This is a genomic window from Sporosarcina sp. FSL W7-1349 (genome assembly GCF_038003045.1).
GTDB lineage: Bacteria > Bacillota > Bacilli > Bacillales_A > Planococcaceae > Sporosarcina.
Window position 1 is genome coordinate 188,556 of sequence record NZ_JBBOOK010000003.1, and the last position, 17,276, is coordinate 205,831.

Annotated in this window: 16 protein-coding genes and 1 pseudogene; 15 read left to right on the plus strand and 2 right to left on the minus strand. The window is 44.1% G+C overall.

The genetic code is table 11. The annotated features are described in order from the left end of the window. Positions 1 to 122 precede the first annotated feature (122 nt). A complete protein-coding gene (locus MKY41_RS19430; RefSeq protein ID WP_340746635.1) occupies positions 123 to 989 on the minus strand; it encodes a LysR family transcriptional regulator in 867 nt (288 codons plus the stop codon). Positions 990 to 1,133: 144 nt separating this feature from the next. Between MKY41_RS19430 and MKY41_RS19435 the strand changes: the two genes are divergently transcribed. The 9 genes from MKY41_RS19435 to MKY41_RS19470 all read left to right on the plus strand — a co-directional run bounded on the left by MKY41_RS19435 (position 1,134) and on the right by MKY41_RS19470 (position 12,185). Beyond that, a complete protein-coding gene (locus tag MKY41_RS19435; RefSeq protein WP_340746636.1) occupies positions 1,134 to 2,018 on the plus strand; it encodes an NAD(P)-dependent oxidoreductase in 885 nt (294 codons plus the stop codon). A gap of 14 nt (positions 2,019 to 2,032) precedes the next feature. After that, positions 2,033 to 3,499: an aldehyde dehydrogenase gene (locus tag MKY41_RS19440; protein WP_340746637.1), complete on the plus strand. Its 1,467-nt coding sequence runs from the start codon at positions 2,033 to 2,035 to the stop codon at positions 3,497 to 3,499. A 27-nt stretch (positions 3,500 to 3,526) separates the two neighbouring features. Continuing rightward, entirely contained in the window at positions 3,527 to 4,294 is a 768-nt protein-coding gene (locus tag MKY41_RS19445) for an N-acyl homoserine lactonase family protein (protein ID WP_340746638.1), read from the plus strand. Between the two features lie 15 nt (positions 4,295 to 4,309). Then, positions 4,310 to 5,329 carry a TRAP transporter substrate-binding protein gene (locus tag MKY41_RS19450; RefSeq protein ID WP_340746639.1) on the plus strand — a complete coding sequence of 340 codons (1,020 nt, stop codon included), beginning with the start codon at positions 4,310 to 4,312 and terminating at the stop codon, positions 5,327 to 5,329. A gap of 28 nt (positions 5,330 to 5,357) precedes the next feature. Then, the gene (locus MKY41_RS19455; RefSeq protein WP_340746640.1) at positions 5,358 to 5,858 is read left to right on the plus strand and encodes a TRAP transporter small permease; all 501 of its coding nucleotides are present in this window, start codon (positions 5,358 to 5,360) and stop codon (positions 5,856 to 5,858) included. Continuing rightward, entirely contained in the window at positions 5,858 to 7,135 is a 1,278-nt protein-coding gene (locus MKY41_RS19460) for a TRAP transporter large permease (protein ID WP_340746641.1), read from the plus strand. Before MKY41_RS19455 ends, MKY41_RS19460 begins: the two co-directional genes overlap by 1 nt. A 776-nt stretch (positions 7,136 to 7,911) precedes the next feature. Beyond that, positions 7,912 to 8,109: a leucine-rich repeat protein gene (locus MKY41_RS20835; protein WP_445683360.1), complete on the plus strand. Its 198-nt coding sequence runs from the start codon at positions 7,912 to 7,914 to the stop codon at positions 8,107 to 8,109. Between the two features lie 291 nt (positions 8,110 to 8,400). Beyond that, on the plus strand, positions 8,401 to 10,119 hold the full coding sequence (locus MKY41_RS19465; protein ID WP_340746642.1) for an S-layer homology domain-containing protein: 1,719 nt from the start codon (positions 8,401 to 8,403) through the stop codon (positions 10,117 to 10,119). Next, positions 10,116 to 12,185, plus strand: coding sequence for a FecR family protein (locus tag MKY41_RS19470; protein ID WP_340746643.1), 2,070 nt, complete (start codon positions 10,116 to 10,118; stop codon positions 12,183 to 12,185). Before MKY41_RS19465 ends, MKY41_RS19470 begins: the two co-directional genes overlap by 4 nt. A gap of 202 nt (positions 12,186 to 12,387) precedes the next feature. Here the strand turns inward: MKY41_RS19470 and MKY41_RS19475 are convergent, their stop codons facing one another. After that, positions 12,388 to 13,311, minus strand: coding sequence for an endonuclease I family protein (locus MKY41_RS19475; protein ID WP_340746644.1), 924 nt, complete (start codon positions 13,309 to 13,311; stop codon positions 12,388 to 12,390). 172 nt (positions 13,312 to 13,483) lie between these two features. Between MKY41_RS19475 and MKY41_RS19480 the strand changes: the two genes are divergently transcribed. From MKY41_RS19480 to MKY41_RS19505, 6 genes and pseudogenes are all read left to right on the plus strand, one after another. Beyond that, positions 13,484 to 13,807, plus strand: coding sequence for a four-helix bundle copper-binding protein (locus MKY41_RS19480; protein ID WP_340746645.1), 324 nt, complete (start codon positions 13,484 to 13,486; stop codon positions 13,805 to 13,807). Positions 13,808 to 13,872: 65 nt separating this feature from the next. Beyond that, positions 13,873 to 14,316 (plus strand): hypothetical protein, encoded by a 444-nt coding sequence (locus MKY41_RS19485; protein ID WP_340746646.1) that lies wholly within the window; start codon positions 13,873 to 13,875, stop codon positions 14,314 to 14,316. Positions 14,317 to 14,391: 75 nt separating this feature from the next. Beyond that, a complete protein-coding gene (locus MKY41_RS19490) occupies positions 14,392 to 14,730 on the plus strand; it encodes an ArsR/SmtB family transcription factor (RefSeq protein WP_445683361.1) in 339 nt (112 codons plus the stop codon). Between the two features lie 15 nt (positions 14,731 to 14,745). Next, complete coding sequence (locus MKY41_RS19495; protein ID WP_340746648.1) at positions 14,746 to 16,044, plus strand: arsenic transporter; 1,299 nt, start codon at positions 14,746 to 14,748, stop codon at positions 16,042 to 16,044. A gap of 6 nt (positions 16,045 to 16,050) precedes the next feature. Then, positions 16,051 to 16,476 carry an arsenate reductase (thioredoxin) gene (gene arsC / locus MKY41_RS19500; RefSeq protein WP_340746649.1) on the plus strand — a complete coding sequence of 142 codons (426 nt, stop codon included), beginning with the start codon at positions 16,051 to 16,053 and terminating at the stop codon, positions 16,474 to 16,476. 232 nt (positions 16,477 to 16,708) lie between these two features. Then, positions 16,709 to 17,272 (plus strand): annotated as a pseudogene (locus MKY41_RS19505) (sugar transferase); the annotation flags it as partial. Positions 17,273 to 17,276: the final 4 nt, after the last annotated feature.

A 17,276-nucleotide genomic window follows, 5' to 3' on the forward strand; every position in this document is an offset into this window, starting at 1 on the left:
GAAAACTATGAAGAGCTCCAATTTAGGGCTAACATGACGTAAAAAAGCAGCCACTATCGGCTGCTTTTTACGTTAGTCTATTTAGTTAGTCCGTTGATAGGAGGTGAAAATACGATAACCGTTCACCCAGGTAGTTCTTGAGTTTGTAAAAATTCAAGAAATGCTTGGATTGCGGAGTAGTGGGCCGATTCTTTGGAAGCATATAACCAGGTTTCTCTTGCCATGGGCTCATTCAAATGATTCGTCAGCGGTATTCGCCATAAGTCATCTTCCTTTGTTAAGCCCAGTTCTGTAATTAGTGCATACCCAAGTCCTGCCCGCACGATCTCCAAGCATACATCCGCATTGTCCACATTCATCGTAACGTATGGCGGCTTCTGGAAATTTTTAGACCACCACATATCAATCATCGTTTTTAACGATTGGTTTGTTTGGTAGTGAATTCTCGGTAAGGAAGGCAAGTTTTCCAACTCAATTGCCTCTTTGGAAACAATATAAATCTTTTCTTTTGTAAGGAATTGTTTGTAATGCAGCCATTCCAAATCCTCTCTCAAAAATGCTACGTGGATTTTCTCCTTGATTAATAAATCGATTAAATAGGGACTGAATCCGGTGAACACATGAGGTTCCACATCTGGATACTCCTTTAAAAACTTTGTTAACAATTCGGGCAACACATATTGAGCAATTGCGTTGGAAGCTCCAATGTAAATTTTTCCTTTGACGGCGTTTTCCATCGAATAAACATGCTCTCTTGCCTGCTGTAATTCTTGTAGCATCCTGGCTGCATATTGCACCACGTATTCGCCTTGGGCATTTGGTTTCATCCCTTTATTCCCACGGACGAATAAGGCCGTTCCGAACTCATTTTCAATTTTACTGACACGGTACGTGAGGGCGGGTTGAGTGATGAAGAGCTCTTCCGCCACTTGCGATATATTCTTCCCTTCTCCAAGCTTTGTGAGCAAAATCCAATCTCGTTCATCCATATGATCCTCTCCGATATAAAAAAAATTTATATGACTTTATAAAAATCGCTTAGTATGAATTATAAAACCTATTCACTATAATTGACAGGGAATAGTCAGTAAATTATTTCGCATCTGTAGCGATTAAGTTTCGGAGGGCAAAACATGGGTATTAAGGTAGGCGTCATTGGTCTAGGAAATATGGGCGGTGCCATCGCGGAAATATTATCTTCCCAATATGAAGTGGTCGGGCTTGACATTGATGAGTCAAGAAGGGAAGCGATGAAAGCGTTTGAAATTGAAACCACCGATTCTCTCGCAGAATTAGCCAAACAGGCGGAGGTAATCTTTTTATCAATGCCGAGAGCTTCCATCTCGAAAAGCATTATTGAAGAAATAAGTCCTATGTTGGCAAAGGGCTCCACGATTATCGAAACAAGCACCGTCCTTCCATCAGAAGTGACTGAGTTCCGCAGTATGTGTTGGGCTCATGGTGTCCGTTTAATAGATGCTGCCATTCTAGGCGGCGTAGGTCACATGAAAAACAAACAAGCGAATTTGCTTGTCGGAGATTCGGATGGAGTCGTCAATCAAATCATCGACATTCTGCAGGCCGTTTCTGCAGAAGTCCAAGTGATGGGGCCAATCGGGGCTGGTATGTCAGCAAAAATTATTAATAATGGTGTAGCACATGGTGTTATGTCGATTATTGTGGAAGCGGCCGCACTTGGTGTCAAGCTTGGGATTCAACCCGAAAAGGTGTATGAATTGCTAAGTGGCGAAACAGCGCTTCTTCGTCCACTAACACATCGTTACCACGAGCGGATTCAGAATGGGGAATACGAAGGCGGTATGTCTACACGTAACGCCCGAAAAGATTCCATGCTCTTTTTGAAGTTAGCGCAAGAAAATGATATACCGCTTTTCTCTATCCAAGCTGCACATTCAGTCTATGAGATAGCAACAGGTGAAGGATATGGCGATTTGGATTACGCGGCAATTGCGAAACTGTGGGAAAACTGGTCTGATATTAATTTCGCAAAATCATAAAGGAGGATCCTAACATGGAACACTATCAAATGCTCATTAACGGACAATGGAGAGAAGCTTCTACGAAAGAGACTTTGCCTGTCATCAATCCTTATGACAAGCAACAATGGGGAACCATTCCGCAAGCTTCGAAAGAAGATGTGGAAGAAACTATTGATGCGGCGCAGACTGCATTCCATTCCGTATGGAAACATACAAACGGCTTTAAACGGGCAAACTGTATGTTAAAGCTAGCAGATTTAATTGAAGAGCATGCGGAAGAACTTGCGATTCATGAAACGAAAGATAATGGTAAAGTGATTAGGGAAACGAAAAAGCAAGTTCCATTTACCGCCCGGGCTCTTCGTTTTTTTGCAGGCTATGCAGATAAGATCTACGGAGAGACCATTCCGCTTGATAATATGAATCTTTTCGATTACACGATGCGCGAACCGGTGGGGGTAGCTGTACTAATTACCGCATGGAATTCTCCGATGCAGCTTCTTATGAATAAGCTTGCCCCTGCATTAGCTGCCGGGAATTGCGTCATTGTCAAGCCGTCAGAACATGCTTCGGTCTCTACTTTGCTTTTTGGTAAACTAGTCGAGCAAGCAGGTTTTCCGCCAGGGGTCATCAATATTGTAACGGGTAATGGTAAAGTAGGTGCTTTGTTAACGAGTTCGGAACGGGTTAACAAGATCAGCTTTACAGGTGGAACATATTCAGGTCGGTTGATCGGTAAAAGTGCAGCGGACCATTTTACTCCTTTGACTTTGGAACTCGGTGGTAAATCTCCTAATATTATTTTTGAGGATGCGGATTTGGAAAAAGCCATTCCAGGCGCGATGGCCGGTATTTTTGCTTCGACTGGACAAACCTGCATTGCTGGATCTCGTTTACTCGTTCACGAATCGATTTACAACGAGGTCGCGGAAAAGTTGGCGGAACGCGTACGTAAAATTAAATTAGGAAATCCGATGGACGAAACGACCGAGATGGGACCAGTTGCCAATGAAAATCAATACCTTTCGATCAGCAAAATGATTGAAGATGTAGAAGCGGAAGGGGCTAAAGTATTAGTAGGTAACGAAGGTGACTTGCCAGAGAATGGATACTTTATACGTCCGATGATTGTCATCAATGTAGAAAACTCCATGAAGATCGCACAAGAAGAAGTGTTTGGCCCGGTCTTAAGCATTATTTCTTTTAAAGATGAAGATGAGGCTGTCCGTATTGCAAATGATTCTAAATACGGTCTTGCATCAGGTATTTGGACGTCCGATTTAGCCCGTGCCCATCGGGTAGCGAAGCAATTGGAAGCTGGAACCGTTTGGGTGAATACGTATCGAACGAGCGCTGTACAAGCTCCATTTGGCGGGGTGAAACAAAGCGGTTATGGCCGTGAACGCGGTTTCCATTCACTCATGGATTATACACGTGTGAAAAATGTCATGATAGATTTGTCAAATGAGACTAGAGATCCATTTTCTATTAATGTATAATTTTCATTTGTAAAAAGGGGTGTTAGCATGAATGCAGAGTATCCAGTTATTTATCCGTTACAGGTGGGTGTCTTAAACATTGAGAAATCCCAATTCGTATATGGTCGGCATTATGGGACTAAAATTGACGCACCGGTTTTAATGTTCGTCATTAAGACTAAAGACCAGAATATTCTCGTTGATACGGGACCATGTGAACCTGAACGGGCTATGAAATATCATGGGTTTCTATTGCAAGATGAAGAGATGCGCCAGGAAAATGCACTACAAAGTATTGGGTTGACTCCTGAGGACATTGACGTGGTGATTTTCACACATTTGCACTGGGATCATTGTTGCCGATGCGATATATATACCAATGCTACGTTCGTCGTGCAAAAAAGAGAGCTCTTGTATGCCATTTGTCCGAACGATGTTCAAAAAGCGCAGTATGAAATTGGAATCAGTGGTATTGAACCGCCATGGATAAAAGTATTACAGAAAATTGAAGTAGTAGAAGGCGACCAATACGATTTTATGGAAAATATCCATCTGATCACTTTGCCTGGACACTCTCCTGGTTTTATGGGAGTCCTTGTCAATACAAGCGAAGGAGATTACTTAATTGCAGGGGATACTATCCCATTGATGGAAAATTGGCATGGAGATGAAAAGCTGAAGCATATTCCAAACGGCCTACATATTGATTTGAATGAATATGAAGAAACGTTTAAGAAAATGGAGAAGTTTTCAGCTGAATTACTGGCAGGACATGATTTTTCAGTATTGAACCAACGGCAATATCCGAATAGATAAGAGGGGGAAACAAAAATGAAGAAATTAATGACAATTCTTATGTTCGCTTGCGTGATGCTAGTTATCTCTGCTTGCGGATCAAAAAATGAAACAGAATCACCAAAAGAGAATACGGGTGGCGGCGAAAAGATTAGAATTTCTATCGGCCATATCAATCCAGAAACCGAAGAAGCACAGTTCCACAAAGGCATTGAGAAATTTATTGAGCTTGTAGATCAAAAGACTGATGGCGCAATAACATTTGAAGTCCATCCAAACGGTGAATTGGGTGGAGAGCGTGAAATGATCGAAGCAACACAACTCGGGACTTTAGATATGGTTGTAGCTTCTACAGGTCCACTTGGAAACTTTGCGAAAAAATCGTTAGCATTGGATTTCCCGTTTTTATTCAAAGATAGAGAGCATGCGTATGAAGTGTTAGATGGAGAAATTGGTGCAGAAATCGATCAACAAATTGAAGAGAATGGTTTTTATAATCTAGCTTGGTGGGAAACAGGCTTCCGTCAGTTGTCAAACAATCAACATCCTATTGCAAAACCGGAAGATTTGAAAGGTCTTAAAATCCGGACAATGGAGAACCCTGTCCATCTTGACGCGTTTAAAGCGTTTGGCGCATCTCCAACACCAATGGCATTTACGGAGTTGTATACAGGATTGGAACAGGGAGTTGTCGATGGACAAGAAAACCCATTAACGGTAATTGTTCCAAATAAATTGTATGAAGTACAAGAGTATTTAACAATATCGAATCATGTATATAGCCCGGGCGTTGTTCTAATCAATAAAGGAAAGTTTGATGGCCTTTCACCTGAAATTCAACAAGCGATCCAAGAAGCTGCCACGGAAGCACGTGATTATGAGCGGAAGTTTGTTTCCGATTTGGAAGAAGAACTTGTCCAAGTTATGAAGGATCAGGGCGTTGCGGTGGAAGAAAACTTCGACTATGATGCGTTTTTCAAAGTAACTCAATCGATTTACCAAAAATATGATGCAGAACACGGTGAGATTTTAAATAAAATCCTAGAATTACAGTAAGCACTTCTTTTTGAAAGGTGCGGCATATATGAAAAAAATACTTAATTTTATTGATGGCATAAATAGAATTTTGTTATTACTATTAGGTGTTTTTTTAAGCATTATGATTGGTGTCCTATCGGTTCAGGTTCTGTCCCGAACCTTGATAGGACACTCGATCCCTTGGTCGGAAGAGCTTGCCCGATTTTTAATGATTTATTTAGTTTTTATCGGTGCGGCTCTTGCCTTAAGAAAACAACAACTAATTGCGATCGAATTTGTGGCGGAAAAAGCAAAATTCAACACTAGAAGATTCCTGAAGATTACATCTAATGTCATCGGTATTGTGTTTTTTGGCGTGATATTCGTCCAGGGACTTGAGGTCATGGCTAGAGTACAAACACAGGTTTCGGCAGCTTTACAATTGCCGATGTCTGTTGTCTACGCAGCGTTGCCAATAGGTGCTGTCCTATTAACGATGAATGCTATAGCAGTGATCATAGAATTAGGGATTGCATCAGAGGACAAAAACATGGAGGTTGAAAAATAATGCTTATCGTTCTTTTCCTATCCATGTTTGCTTTGTTTATATTTGGTGTACCAATCGCTATTTCAATTGGTCTGGCGTCTGTGATTGCTCTTTTGTGGGACGGATCCATTCCGCTTCTTGTGGTGGGACAGCGGCTCATTACTTCCATCGATATGTTCACATTAATGGCCATCCCAACGTTCATATTAGCGGGTACTTTAATGGAGTTCGGTGGAATTTCTAAAAGACTTGTAAATTTCGCTAATGCGCTTACTGGACATATAACAGGAGGATTGGGATTGGTTGCCGTAGTCGCTGCTATGTTTTTTGCGGCGATCTCCGGGTCGAGCGCGGCTTCCGTAGCAGCTATCGGGGGAATCCTAATTCCGGCTATGGTCAATCGTGGATATCATAAAGATTTTTCTGCCGCACTACAAGCGGTTTCAGGTGAGCTTGGAATCATTATCCCACCTAGTATAGCAATGATTCTTTATGGCGTGTCAACGGGTACTTCGATTCGAGATATGTTTATTGCAGGAATCATTCCTGGAATCATGATAGGCGTGACGTTGTTGATCGCAGTTTATGTAATCGCAAAAAAACGTGGGTATCGTGGAGACAATACGATTACATGGGCGGATCGAGTCAAAGCATTTAAAGAAGCGATCTTGCCGTTGACAATGCCTGTCATTATATTGGGCGGTATTTATTCAGGATATTTTACACCGACGGAAGCTGGGGCGGTTGCAGCACTATATGCTTTTATAATTAGTGTATTTGTCTATAAGGAAATTAAGCTAAAAGATACATTTAAGATTTTAGGAAAGTCTGCGATTACTTCTTCCATCATCATGTTTATCATTTCCAGTGCTGGTCTGTTTGCCTGGATTATTAGTAAAGAAGGCTTACCTAGAATGGCTGCTGAATTTTTTATCAGTATTTCAGATTCGCCATTTATCTTCTTGATTTTGGTCAACCTATTCCTACTAGTCGTAGGGATGTTCTTAGAAACAAGTGTTTCGATTATTATTTTGGCTCCTATTTTAGCTCCAGTAGCTGTTCAAATGGGAATTGATCCTGTTCAGTTTGGGATGATTATGATTGTGAACTTGGCAATTGGTATGTGTACACCGCCACTAGGCGTGAATTTGTTTATATCCTGCCAAATTGCCGATATCAGTTTGACCAGAATTACAAAGGCGATCCTGCCACTGTTAGGGTTGATGATACTGAACTTGCTTCTTATCAGCTACATCCCATGGTTATCTACAGGTCTGATCGAACTGCTGGCGAAATAATATAATCTTTTCAGGATAGTCATAGGTCGAATCATACCCCCTCTAAGTAGCAATGAAAAGGGTACAAATATGTATCCCATTTCGCGCTGCTTGGTGGGGGTAACTTTATGCAAGAAGTGTTTGATTCATGCCCGCCTTTATTAAAATGAAGTCTTACCTTTGCCTCCAGGATGCCAGTCATGTTGAATCCATGACTGGTATTTTTGGTTTATACTGTAAGCCCCCCATTAAACAACGCATTGTTTTTCAAAGCTCCCCTTTGAATGCACAAGGCATCAATTAAAGGAGGTATTTTCTCATGCTGCTCAAACCATTGACCATCATCCCCGTACAATCACTCCATCAACAGCAAGTTTTGATAAATATAGTGGAACTAATATAGAAAACTACCTATACGGGCAACTTTGTCATCAGCAGATTGGCGGCAAACCCGCCATTGATTCTTCGGAGAATAAAAGCGATGATTAAACTGCTCATTGGAAGTTTGAATTCCAGTGAGCAGTTTTTTGTGGGATGGTAGACATAAAGGTGTCTACTTATCCATTGTGATGGGAGGCAGTAAAATAAAGGGTAATAAGGGGCTCCAACCTAAAAAAGGAGAAATTCGAATGTAAAGAAATTTTATTCACTTCGTTGCATGGATACTCTTATTTTCTGTCACAATCCTCTCCCACGGACAACTAGCTGTCGCGAATGACTCGGAGTATGAATGGAAGATCAACGATGATGGAATAACGGTAACGATTACAGAGGATAAAGGGAACGCCACAGATGTAGTGATTCCAGATGAATTGGGTGGTAAGACAGTTACGCCTATTGGACATTCGGTATTCTTTAAAAACGACCTAACGAGCGTCACCCTGCCATCCGGGTTGACGAGTATTGGTGATGGTGCATTCTGGAACAACCGACTCACAAGTGTTGCATTGCCATTCGGTGTGAGAAACGGTCAATGCGATTTAAATGCTTCATGAATTTAGTATGGAATTAGCACAGCGCAGACCGAAATCTTCTCCATAGGAATTTCGGGCTGCGTTTATGTCCTAAAAAAATTCTACCCTTTATTTCAAGAAGGGCTTAATTATTTGCACAAGGGACCTATAATTCCGGTCGTTCATTTCCCCTTAGCCCTTGAACGATAAATGTACTGTAGAAAATTGTCGAGTCAGAAAATAGAATAGCTAAAAAAGGACTTTTTTAATGTCATGTCGAATAGTTTTATAGATCGCATTATTTAGTAAATTTAACCATTTAGGAGGGGTGGTATGAATAATAAAAAGTATATCGCATTTGTAGCAGCGTCGGCTTTGCTTATGCCAATTGTGGTTCCAACTCATGGTCATGCAGTAGGGTTTTCTGATACTGTCGGGAATTCGCATGAAAAAGCCATACAAACTTTAGTGGAAATGGGCGTCATCCAAGGATATTCCGACGGCACGTTTCGACCAAATCAAACATTGACCCGTTCGGATATCGTAAAAATGATGGGGAAATGGCTTGTCACCCATGGCTTTCAAGTTCCGTCGGATTACAAGACGAATCTTCGCTTTACAGACTTAACATCATCGTCCAATGATGAACTTTTACAGTATGCAGCACTCTTGAAGGATCTAGGCATTTTCACAGGAACTTTCGACGGTGAATTGAATGCTCAAGATAATATTTCCCGGGAGAATATGGCAATTATCCTAGTTCGCGCTTATGATGCTATCCACAATGCAGACTTCAAAACCTACGTCCGCGAGCAGACCTTTGAAAAAAATGTAGCGGACCTGGAGAGCGCGAAAGTGGAGGCACGGCCATTCATAGATGTTTTGGATTTCTTTGAAATTACGGACCCGTCCATTTCAAACTTCCATCCAAAAGCTACTATTACACGCGGACAATTTGCTTCCTTTATTGCACGGAGTGAAGCTGTGTCGGTAAAAGAAATGACGCCAACCATTGAATTGTTGCAAGTTGCAGGCAATGGTTATTTTGACTTGATGGATGGGGAGGCAGAAAACGCCTCATTCCGGACGCCAAGTGGGATTGCGGTTGCGCCGGATGGCTCTTTGTTCATAGCGGATACCCGTAATCAAGTCATCCGGAAAATCCAAAAGGGGATTGTGAGCACGTTTGCTGGCATCACATTGGAAAGTAATGAATCCGGATTACCGCAAGGCGGGCTTTATGACGGAGGCAAAGACATGGCATTTTTTCAAAATCCTGTAGGAATAGCGATTGATTCGACAGGCAGCATTTTTATCGCGGATTCACGTAACCATGCGATTCGCAAAATTTCTGCTGATGGACAAGTGACAACGGTTGCAGGAAATGGAATTCCTGGAAAGGCGGACGGCATAGGGGAAGAAGCGCGGTTTAATTCCCCGCTGGCGGTAGTTGTGAAAGAGGATGGAACGCTGTACGTTGCGGACACACTGAATCACGTCATACGTAAAATTTCAGTGAGCGGTGAAGTGACGACATTGAATGCCCCTTCTGATCGTGTGGTGGAGATCATTCCAGGGGAAGTCGAATGGGCAGGGGATTTCAGGGACGGACCGCTCGAAAATGCCAAATTCAATGAACCTGCGGGGTTGACGCTTGATGCAAAGGGAAATTTATACGTCAGTGATTCGGGCAATCACGTCATCCGCTATATCGATTTTTCAACGAATACCGTTTCCACCATCGCAGGCCATTTCCAAGCGTATTCTTCTAAAGCAATGTACGCAGAAGGCAATCTTGTAGACGGCTCTGCCGAAGAGGCAGCCTTTCAATTTCCAATTGGATTGGCTATTTCGGAAGAACACGGCGTATTGATAGCGGATAGCGTCAATAAATCGATTCGCGCAATCAAAGACGGACAGGTGCAAACGATTGTGAGTGGTTTCAAAAATCCGGTGGGCATCACGATTGGAACAGACGGCAAAATTTATGTAGTGGATAGCTATGACAATCGAATCTATCAAATCTTAATTAAAGGAGATTTGGAGCAATGAAGACCAAACAGCTAATTATGATTTGCTTGGCAGCCTTTCTTCTATTTGTAGGATGTGGGCAGCCCGTCGAAGCTGCTGAACAACAATCTGCCACTATCGATGAAGTGATTGGAACCGTCTGGGTCAAGAAAGCCGGCGGCCAATTATCGGTGCGGGCTTATCCTGAAATGCAACTTGGGCAAGGTGATATTGTAACAACTGAATCGTTTTCCAGCATTAAATTACGACTCGAAAATACGCAAGATGAACTGACGATTTCCTCAAATGCAAGTCTCCAATTCACCGATTTGCGGACAGAGGGGGGCATCGGAATTACGAGACTCACCGTTTGGTCGGGAACTGTCATGTCAAGTGTCAATCCAAACAGAGATCCGGATGCTATTTTTGAAGTGAATACACCAAGACAGACGATGAGCGCCAAGGGAACCCACTTCACCGTCAGTGTCAATCCAGCCACTGGACTCATAGGCTTGTGGGTTTCAGCAGGCAGCGTCTCGGTTTCTGACGTAATTGACTACGCACAAGATTCAATCGTTCTGCCTGCCCAACAAGTCTATACGTATCCGGGCGAATCGGCTGCCGATAAGATAGAAGTCGTCAATTTAGATGAGCTTGTTCAATCACTAAATCCTTTCGTGATCGAGCAATTACTCAAAAACAAAGACGAAATTGATAGGGAAAACCAGCAGTATATAGAACAATTAAGAGAACAGCTAGGAAATAGCGGTCCCCATGAATCATTGCTTATTGCCAATGAGGAAGATCTCCAGCGAATTGGGCTAAACTTGCAGTACTTGGTTGAACACATTCTTCATAAAGCTTCAAACCGCATTGATGAATCCACCCTGGAAGAAATGATTCGAGATGCAAACAAGGCATTGGAAAACCGAATTTCAATTGAACAATTGCCGGAGTGGCAATTAACAAATCAAGAAAGAGAAAGACAAGAGCAACTTCAACAATTACGAAATCAAAAAGCCGAAGAACAAAGAAAACTGCAGGAGGAAACTCGTGGAAAACAGGAACAGCTTTTACAGGAAATGCAAAAACGCAGGGAACAACTAGAAGAACAACAAAGAAGAGCTGCAGAAGAAGCGAAAAAACGCGCTGAAGAAAAAATGAAAGAACAACTCAGCCAATCTGCGCGCGACGCATTTGAAGAAGCCGTAAGGAGTAAGGAAGCTGAAAAACAGCGGCAGAATGAAGCGGCGAATCGGGAAAGGGAGATGGTGGAACCGACACGAGGGACAAGTCCTAATCCGGAAACGAGACCGGATATCGGAACGGATCCTAATCCGGAACCAAGCCCAGTTCCGAACCCGAATCCTGGTCCGAATCCAGAACCAAAACCTCCTTCCCAGATTGATCTGGATTTAGCAGCTGCCAAAGGAAACATTCCTGGCGATCTGGGAATTTATACTGAAGCAAGCAGACGAGCACTGAACGAGGCACTAGCTAGGCCGGAACGTACTAACGGAGAAAAAATTGCGAAAACGAAAGCGATTTTGCAAGCCATTCGGCAATTGATCACGCCAGGCCAACAAGAGGCTTTAGATGCGATTAATGCGTACTCCTCAGAATCTTCAGAAACGCCGCTTGATCTGCTTACCGCCTACGCAGAGGAAATCGGCATCAATATAAGTGCGCTGGTTGATGGTTATGAAGGTGAAGTTGCGTACGAAATCGCAGAACTTGTGTTTTCCGAAAGACCGGAAGCAGGCTTTACGAGCCTTGCAGACGTCAGGGAGTTACTGCTCGCAATCGCGCAAGAGCACATTCATCGCCTAAACCCACTTATCGTAGACATCGGATATGAAATTAATGAATATAGCGTGATGTTAACGTGGACAACCGAGGAGGACTTCTTTGATATTCGTGTTTTTGTAAATGGCGATGAAATTTCGGGAGAGGATGCTATTGAATTTAGCGAGGCGGGCGCAATCCTCAAGGCATTGTCACCAGAGAATGAATACGAAATCTATGTTGAATTTAGGAGGGAGGGATCAGACTATCCGAATGCAATCGGCGAAAGATTCATCGAGAGTTGGACAGACATTCCTGATTAACGGAATTCAGCAATTCATTTCACAAGCATAGATCTAGTAGAGTAGCAAAAGAAACGCCCTGTGGAGAATGCCGGTAAATTTGCTTACTAGTATGGAATAAGCACAGCGCAGCCCGAATCTCCTCTATAGGAATTTCGGGCTGCGTTTGAATTGTGTGGTGCACAGGTACATTCAATCAAAATCGCCACCATGAAGATGACTTTTACAATGCAACTTTATTCACCAAGTCCGGAAAATCGATAAACGGATTCCGATTTCCTTGTATTTCATAAATCGCTTGGTTTCGGTGTTTTTCATAATCGGTTGCGGGGAATTGCGCATGCCAGCGAATCATGAGCGGGATATTGATTTCTCTTCGGAAGTCTTCATTGATCTCCTCTGGATATCGCAAGATAAAATATAATGTCGCTCGGGCAGCTGTTCCTTTTCCATATTCCGGTTCAAACCGGTTCGTTTCATAAATGCCACAGTCGTTCCGGAAACGTGTGGAATCTGCGATCGCATTAAATTCATAGTAGGGGAAATTGGCCCGGATCCGATTGCATTTCGGCTCGCATGCAAATAAATGATGCAAGTCCCCTTTCATCGGTTCTTTGGCCCGAAACCATGACTGCGGCACGATGTGTTCGGCGTTGAACTTATGTTGGCTGGCGATGCTCTGGACTTCTTGATCGAACTCTTGACTCGTCACTTGCGGGTTTAGCAAGAGGTCCCGATACCGTTCGAACCGTTTTCGGATCGTTTCAAACTCTTCCTCGATTACTTGTTTCGGATTTTTTTGTATTCCGGAATAAATGCTTTTCAGTTGTCCGTCCGGTTGGAGATCGACCCAAGTATACAGGTACTGGTCCTTGCTCACGTAATAGGGATGCGTAATCCGGTGAGTTGTTCTGATTAGTTCCTGCAAGTCCCGCCCCAATTGGATTGGAGAACTATGAGTGAAGTGAATGCCCCGGTAATAGTCTTTGATCCACGCATGGTCTTTTCTTTCATCATAATACAGCTGGGCGTCCTTTTTAATTTTATTCTGATTTTCGGCAAGCCCTGCTACCAGTGCGTCTGCATCATGTCTTTCCATGGATTCCAGTTCTTCCAGCTGGTGGAGCAGGCGTTTATCATTTTCCATGTAGATCATCCTTCAATGTACGCTATGTATTTATATCATAAGGGTTTATTCTTGAAACGTCAGCATTCATTCTATTTTTATTCCTGCTTCGGGTCTAGCGTGAGGGATGTTGTTTCAAGCTTTCAATGGAAGGGAATATACTCTCCGACTAATAAGATGGAGGAGGGCCCCTATGAATACAACTTATGAAGAATGCTTGGAAGCTGTTTTGGACTGCATGAGGGCGTGCAACGTCTGTTTCGATGCCTGCTTGCAGGAAGAAGATGTGAAAATGATGGCAGAATGCATCCGGTTGGACCGGGAATGCGCCGATATTTGTGCTTTGATGTCTCAAGCGATTACGCGCAATAGCCCATTCATCAAAGAAATTGCCAAATTGTGTGCGGATATTTGTACCCGTTGTGCCGAAGAATGTGCCCACCATGAGCATGATCATTGTCAGCGCTGTGCAGAAGCCTGCCGCCGTTGTGCCGAGGCTTGCCTGGCCATCCAATGATTGAATAAATCTTCTTATAGTAGAATGAAAGTGGACTCCTGCTGCTGCGGGAGTTTTTTGTTTTAGTGGAATTGTCCTGGCAAATTGCCAAACTGTCAGGACAATCAGAGCAATTGTCATGGAGCCAGCCGAAACTGTCCTGCCTCGACGGAACTGTCCTGGCAAAATCTCGAACTGTCAGGACAATCACCGAGACTGTCATGGCGCGAGCTGAAACTGTCCTGCCCCGACGGAACTGTCCTGGCAAAATCTCGAACTGTCAGGACAATCGGAGCAACTGTCATGGCGCGGATCAAAACTATCATGTCCCGACGGAACTGTCATGGCAATTCTTGAAACTGTTAGGGCAATCAGAGCAACTGTCATGGGGCGGGTCAAAACTGTCATGCCCTAGTGAAATTGTCATGGCAAATCCCCAAACTGTCAGGGCAATCGTAGGAACTGTCATGGAGCCGGCGGAATCTGTCCTGGTACCGGCCAAAACTCTCATGCCTCGCCATATCCACTGAGAAAATACCCCTACTCTTCAAAATTCCATTGTATATATAAGCATATGCTTATATACTATCAAAAGAAAGGTCGTGGTGAGGTTGATTGACATTCAAAGTGCTTCCCGACTGCTAAAATTGCTCGGGGATCCGACTCGGTTAACGATGATGAAATTGTTGCAGTCCCATGACTGTTGTGTTTGTGAGTTTGTCGCGATTTTTGAGATGAGTCAGCCGGCGATCAGTCAGCATGTAAGGAAGTTGCGGGAGATGGGATTGGTGAGGGAAGCGCGTCGCGGTCAGTGGATCTTCTATTCCATAAATCGCGAGCATGCGGAGTATCCCTTTATCCAGCGAATCCTGGATCAGCTTCCAAGCCAGGAGGCGTCCGTCCATGATTTGAAGACAAAAGATTTACGTATTAGTTGTGAGTGAAGGGGAGACATTGGGTTGAATGTAGTTGTAGTGGCACCTATACTTTTTTTGGTAACTTTAGTTTTTGTCATTTGGCAGCCTCGTCAGTTATCGATCGGCTGGTCTGCTTGTATTGGGGCGGTGATTGCGTTGCTGCTTGGTGTGGTGGATTTCCAGGATGTGGTGGACGTCACGGGGATTGTATGGAATGCGACATTGGCCTTTATTGCAATCATCATCATTTCGCTCATTTTAGATGAGATCGGTTTTTTTGAATGGTCGGCTTTACATATGGCACGGTTCGCGAATGGCAGCGGCGTGCGGATGTTTGTCTACGTCACGATTCTTGGTGCCATCGTCGCCGCTTTGTTTGCGAACGACGGGGCGGCGTTGATCTTGACGCCGATCGTATTGGCGATGGTCCGGAACTTGAACTTTAAAGACAGAATGATATTTCCCTATATTATGGCGAGTGGGTTCATCGCCGATACGACTTCGTTGCCGCTTGTCGTCAGCAATCTGGTCAATATTGTCTCGGCGGACTTTTTCAATATCGGGTTTGTGGAATACGCTTCCCGGATGATCGTCCCGAACTTCTTTGCGCTCGCTGCGAGTCTCCTCGTGCTCTATTTCTTTTTCCGAAAGGACATCCCGGCAAATTACGATGTATCTGCATTGAAGCAGCCGAAAGAGGCAATCCGGGACCTGCGGATGTTCCGCTTGTCCTGGTTTGTGTTGGGCATATTGCTCATCGGCTATTTTTCCAGTGAATTCATCGGGGTTCCGGTTTCCTTCATCGCGGGTGCCGTCGCGCTCTTTTTCTTGGCGATGGCAAGGAGGAGCTCTTCCGTTCAAACTGCAAAAGTCGTCAAAGGGGCTCCCTGGTCAATCGTCTTTTTCTCTATCGGAATGTATGTCGTCGTGTATGGATTGCGGAATGCAGGCTTGACGAGTGTTTTGGCGGATGTCATCCAAATGGCATCGGAACAGGGACTGTTCATTGCGACGATTTCCATGGGATTCATCGCCGCATTCCTTTCTTCCATCATGAACAATTTGCCGACTGTCATGATTGATGCACTGGCGATTGCGGAGACGGCTACCTCCGGCACGATGCGGGAGGCTTTGATTTACGCGAATGTGATCGGTTCCGATTTAGGACCGAAAATTACACCGATTGGTTCGTTGGCCACATTGATCTGGCTGCATGTCTTGTCACAAAAGGGCGTAAAGATCGGGTGGGGCACTTATTTTAAGACAGGCATCATTTTAACGGTTCCTACCTTGTTCATCACATTGACCGGGTTGTATATCTGGTTACGGATCGGAGGATAAGAACAAATGCAGAAAAAGGTATTGTATTTCCTATGCACGGGTAATTCTTGCCGCAGCCAAATGGCGGAAGGTTGGGGGAAGCATCACCTGGGCAGCGAGTGGGACATTTTCAGCGCCGGCATTGAAGCCCATGGGGTGAACCCGAAAGCAATTGAAGCAATGCGAGAAGTCGGAATCGATATTACGAATCAAACCTCGGATATTATCGATCCCGATATACTGTACAATGCGGATCTGGTCGTCACCCTTTGTGGTGATGCGGCAGACAAATGTCCCGTCACCCCTTCCCATGTAAGGCGGGTTCATTGGGGATTCGATGATCCGGCCAAAGCGGAAGGGAACGAAGTGGAGAAGTGGCGGGTTTTTCAACAGGTACGTGATGAAATCGGCGATCGTATTAAGCGATTCGCACAGACAGGTGAATACTATTGACCAAAAGGCACCGGCTTTGGCTGGTGCCTTTTGGCATATTTGAAAGTTCTAAAATCACTAGACTTGCCATAATATAAATCATGGTCGGGCGGGGGTTTCGCCAGCTTGTCAGACAAGGATCTATCCCGACATGGGTCGATGATAGGACAACCGGAAAAAGGGGATGGCGGTGGAGGCGAGACAGCAGGGCGGGTTTGATTGGAAGATGCACAAGCCATGTAAGCGGGGCGGAATGAAAAGGGCGTTGGACATCATCGGCAGTCTTCTATTGATATTTTGTTTTTTGCCTTTATTTATTTTATTGCCGATTTTGATAGTCCTATGTTCAGGAAGGCCCGTCTTTTTCGTTCAGACGAGAACCGGGATTCATAACAGTCGATTTCGGATCCTGAAATATCGGACCATGAAAGTTTCTGTACATAATGAAGAGCGGCACGCATATGATTGGGAAGAGGGGGTGCCGGACGATTTCCAATTCAAAGGGGGTACGGATTCAGCCGTCACTCCGATCGGCAAGATATTACGGAAGTATAGCCTGGATGAGTTGCCGCAATTGTTCAATGTGCTCCACGGTACGATGAGTTTGGTCGGACCCCGCCCGGAAATTCCGCAGATTACAGAGTTTTACGATGAAAGCCAGGCAAAACGGCTGCTCGTGAAACCGGGATTGACCGGGTACGCGCAAGTGAATGGACGATCGGAAATCAATCATGGTCAAAAGATCAAACTGGACCGGTACTATGTGGAGAACTGTTCCTTGTGGCTCGATATCCGGATCATCTTCGCGACGATTCTATATG

What these genes read in the sequence shown, in the direction of transcription:
- MKY41_RS19430 (WP_340746635.1), bottom strand. Translation starts at nt 989, where the DNA reads ATGGATGAACGAGATTGGATTTTGCTCACAAAGCTTGGAGAAGGGAAG.
- MKY41_RS19435 (WP_340746636.1), top strand. Translation starts at nt 1,134, where the DNA reads ATGGGTATTAAGGTAGGCGTCATTGGTCTAGGAAATATGGGCGGTGCC.
- MKY41_RS19440 (WP_340746637.1), top strand. Translation starts at nt 2,033, where the DNA reads ATGGAACACTATCAAATGCTCATTAACGGACAATGGAGAGAAGCTTCT.
- MKY41_RS19445 (WP_340746638.1), top strand. Translation starts at nt 3,527, where the DNA reads ATGAATGCAGAGTATCCAGTTATTTATCCGTTACAGGTGGGTGTCTTA.
- MKY41_RS19450 (WP_340746639.1), top strand. Translation starts at nt 4,310, where the DNA reads ATGAAGAAATTAATGACAATTCTTATGTTCGCTTGCGTGATGCTAGTT.
- MKY41_RS19455 (WP_340746640.1), top strand. Translation starts at nt 5,358, where the DNA reads ATGAAAAAAATACTTAATTTTATTGATGGCATAAATAGAATTTTGTTA.
- MKY41_RS19460 (WP_340746641.1), top strand. Translation starts at nt 5,858, where the DNA reads ATGCTTATCGTTCTTTTCCTATCCATGTTTGCTTTGTTTATATTTGGT.
- MKY41_RS19465 (WP_340746642.1), top strand. Translation starts at nt 8,401, where the DNA reads ATGAATAATAAAAAGTATATCGCATTTGTAGCAGCGTCGGCTTTGCTT.
- MKY41_RS19470 (WP_340746643.1), top strand. Translation starts at nt 10,116, where the DNA reads ATGAAGACCAAACAGCTAATTATGATTTGCTTGGCAGCCTTTCTTCTA.
- MKY41_RS19475 (WP_340746644.1), bottom strand. Translation starts at nt 13,311, where the DNA reads ATGGAAAATGATAAACGCCTGCTCCACCAGCTGGAAGAACTGGAATCC.
- MKY41_RS19480 (WP_340746645.1), top strand. Translation starts at nt 13,484, where the DNA reads ATGAATACAACTTATGAAGAATGCTTGGAAGCTGTTTTGGACTGCATG.
- arsC (WP_340746649.1), top strand. Translation starts at nt 16,051, where the DNA reads ATGCAGAAAAAGGTATTGTATTTCCTATGCACGGGTAATTCTTGCCGC.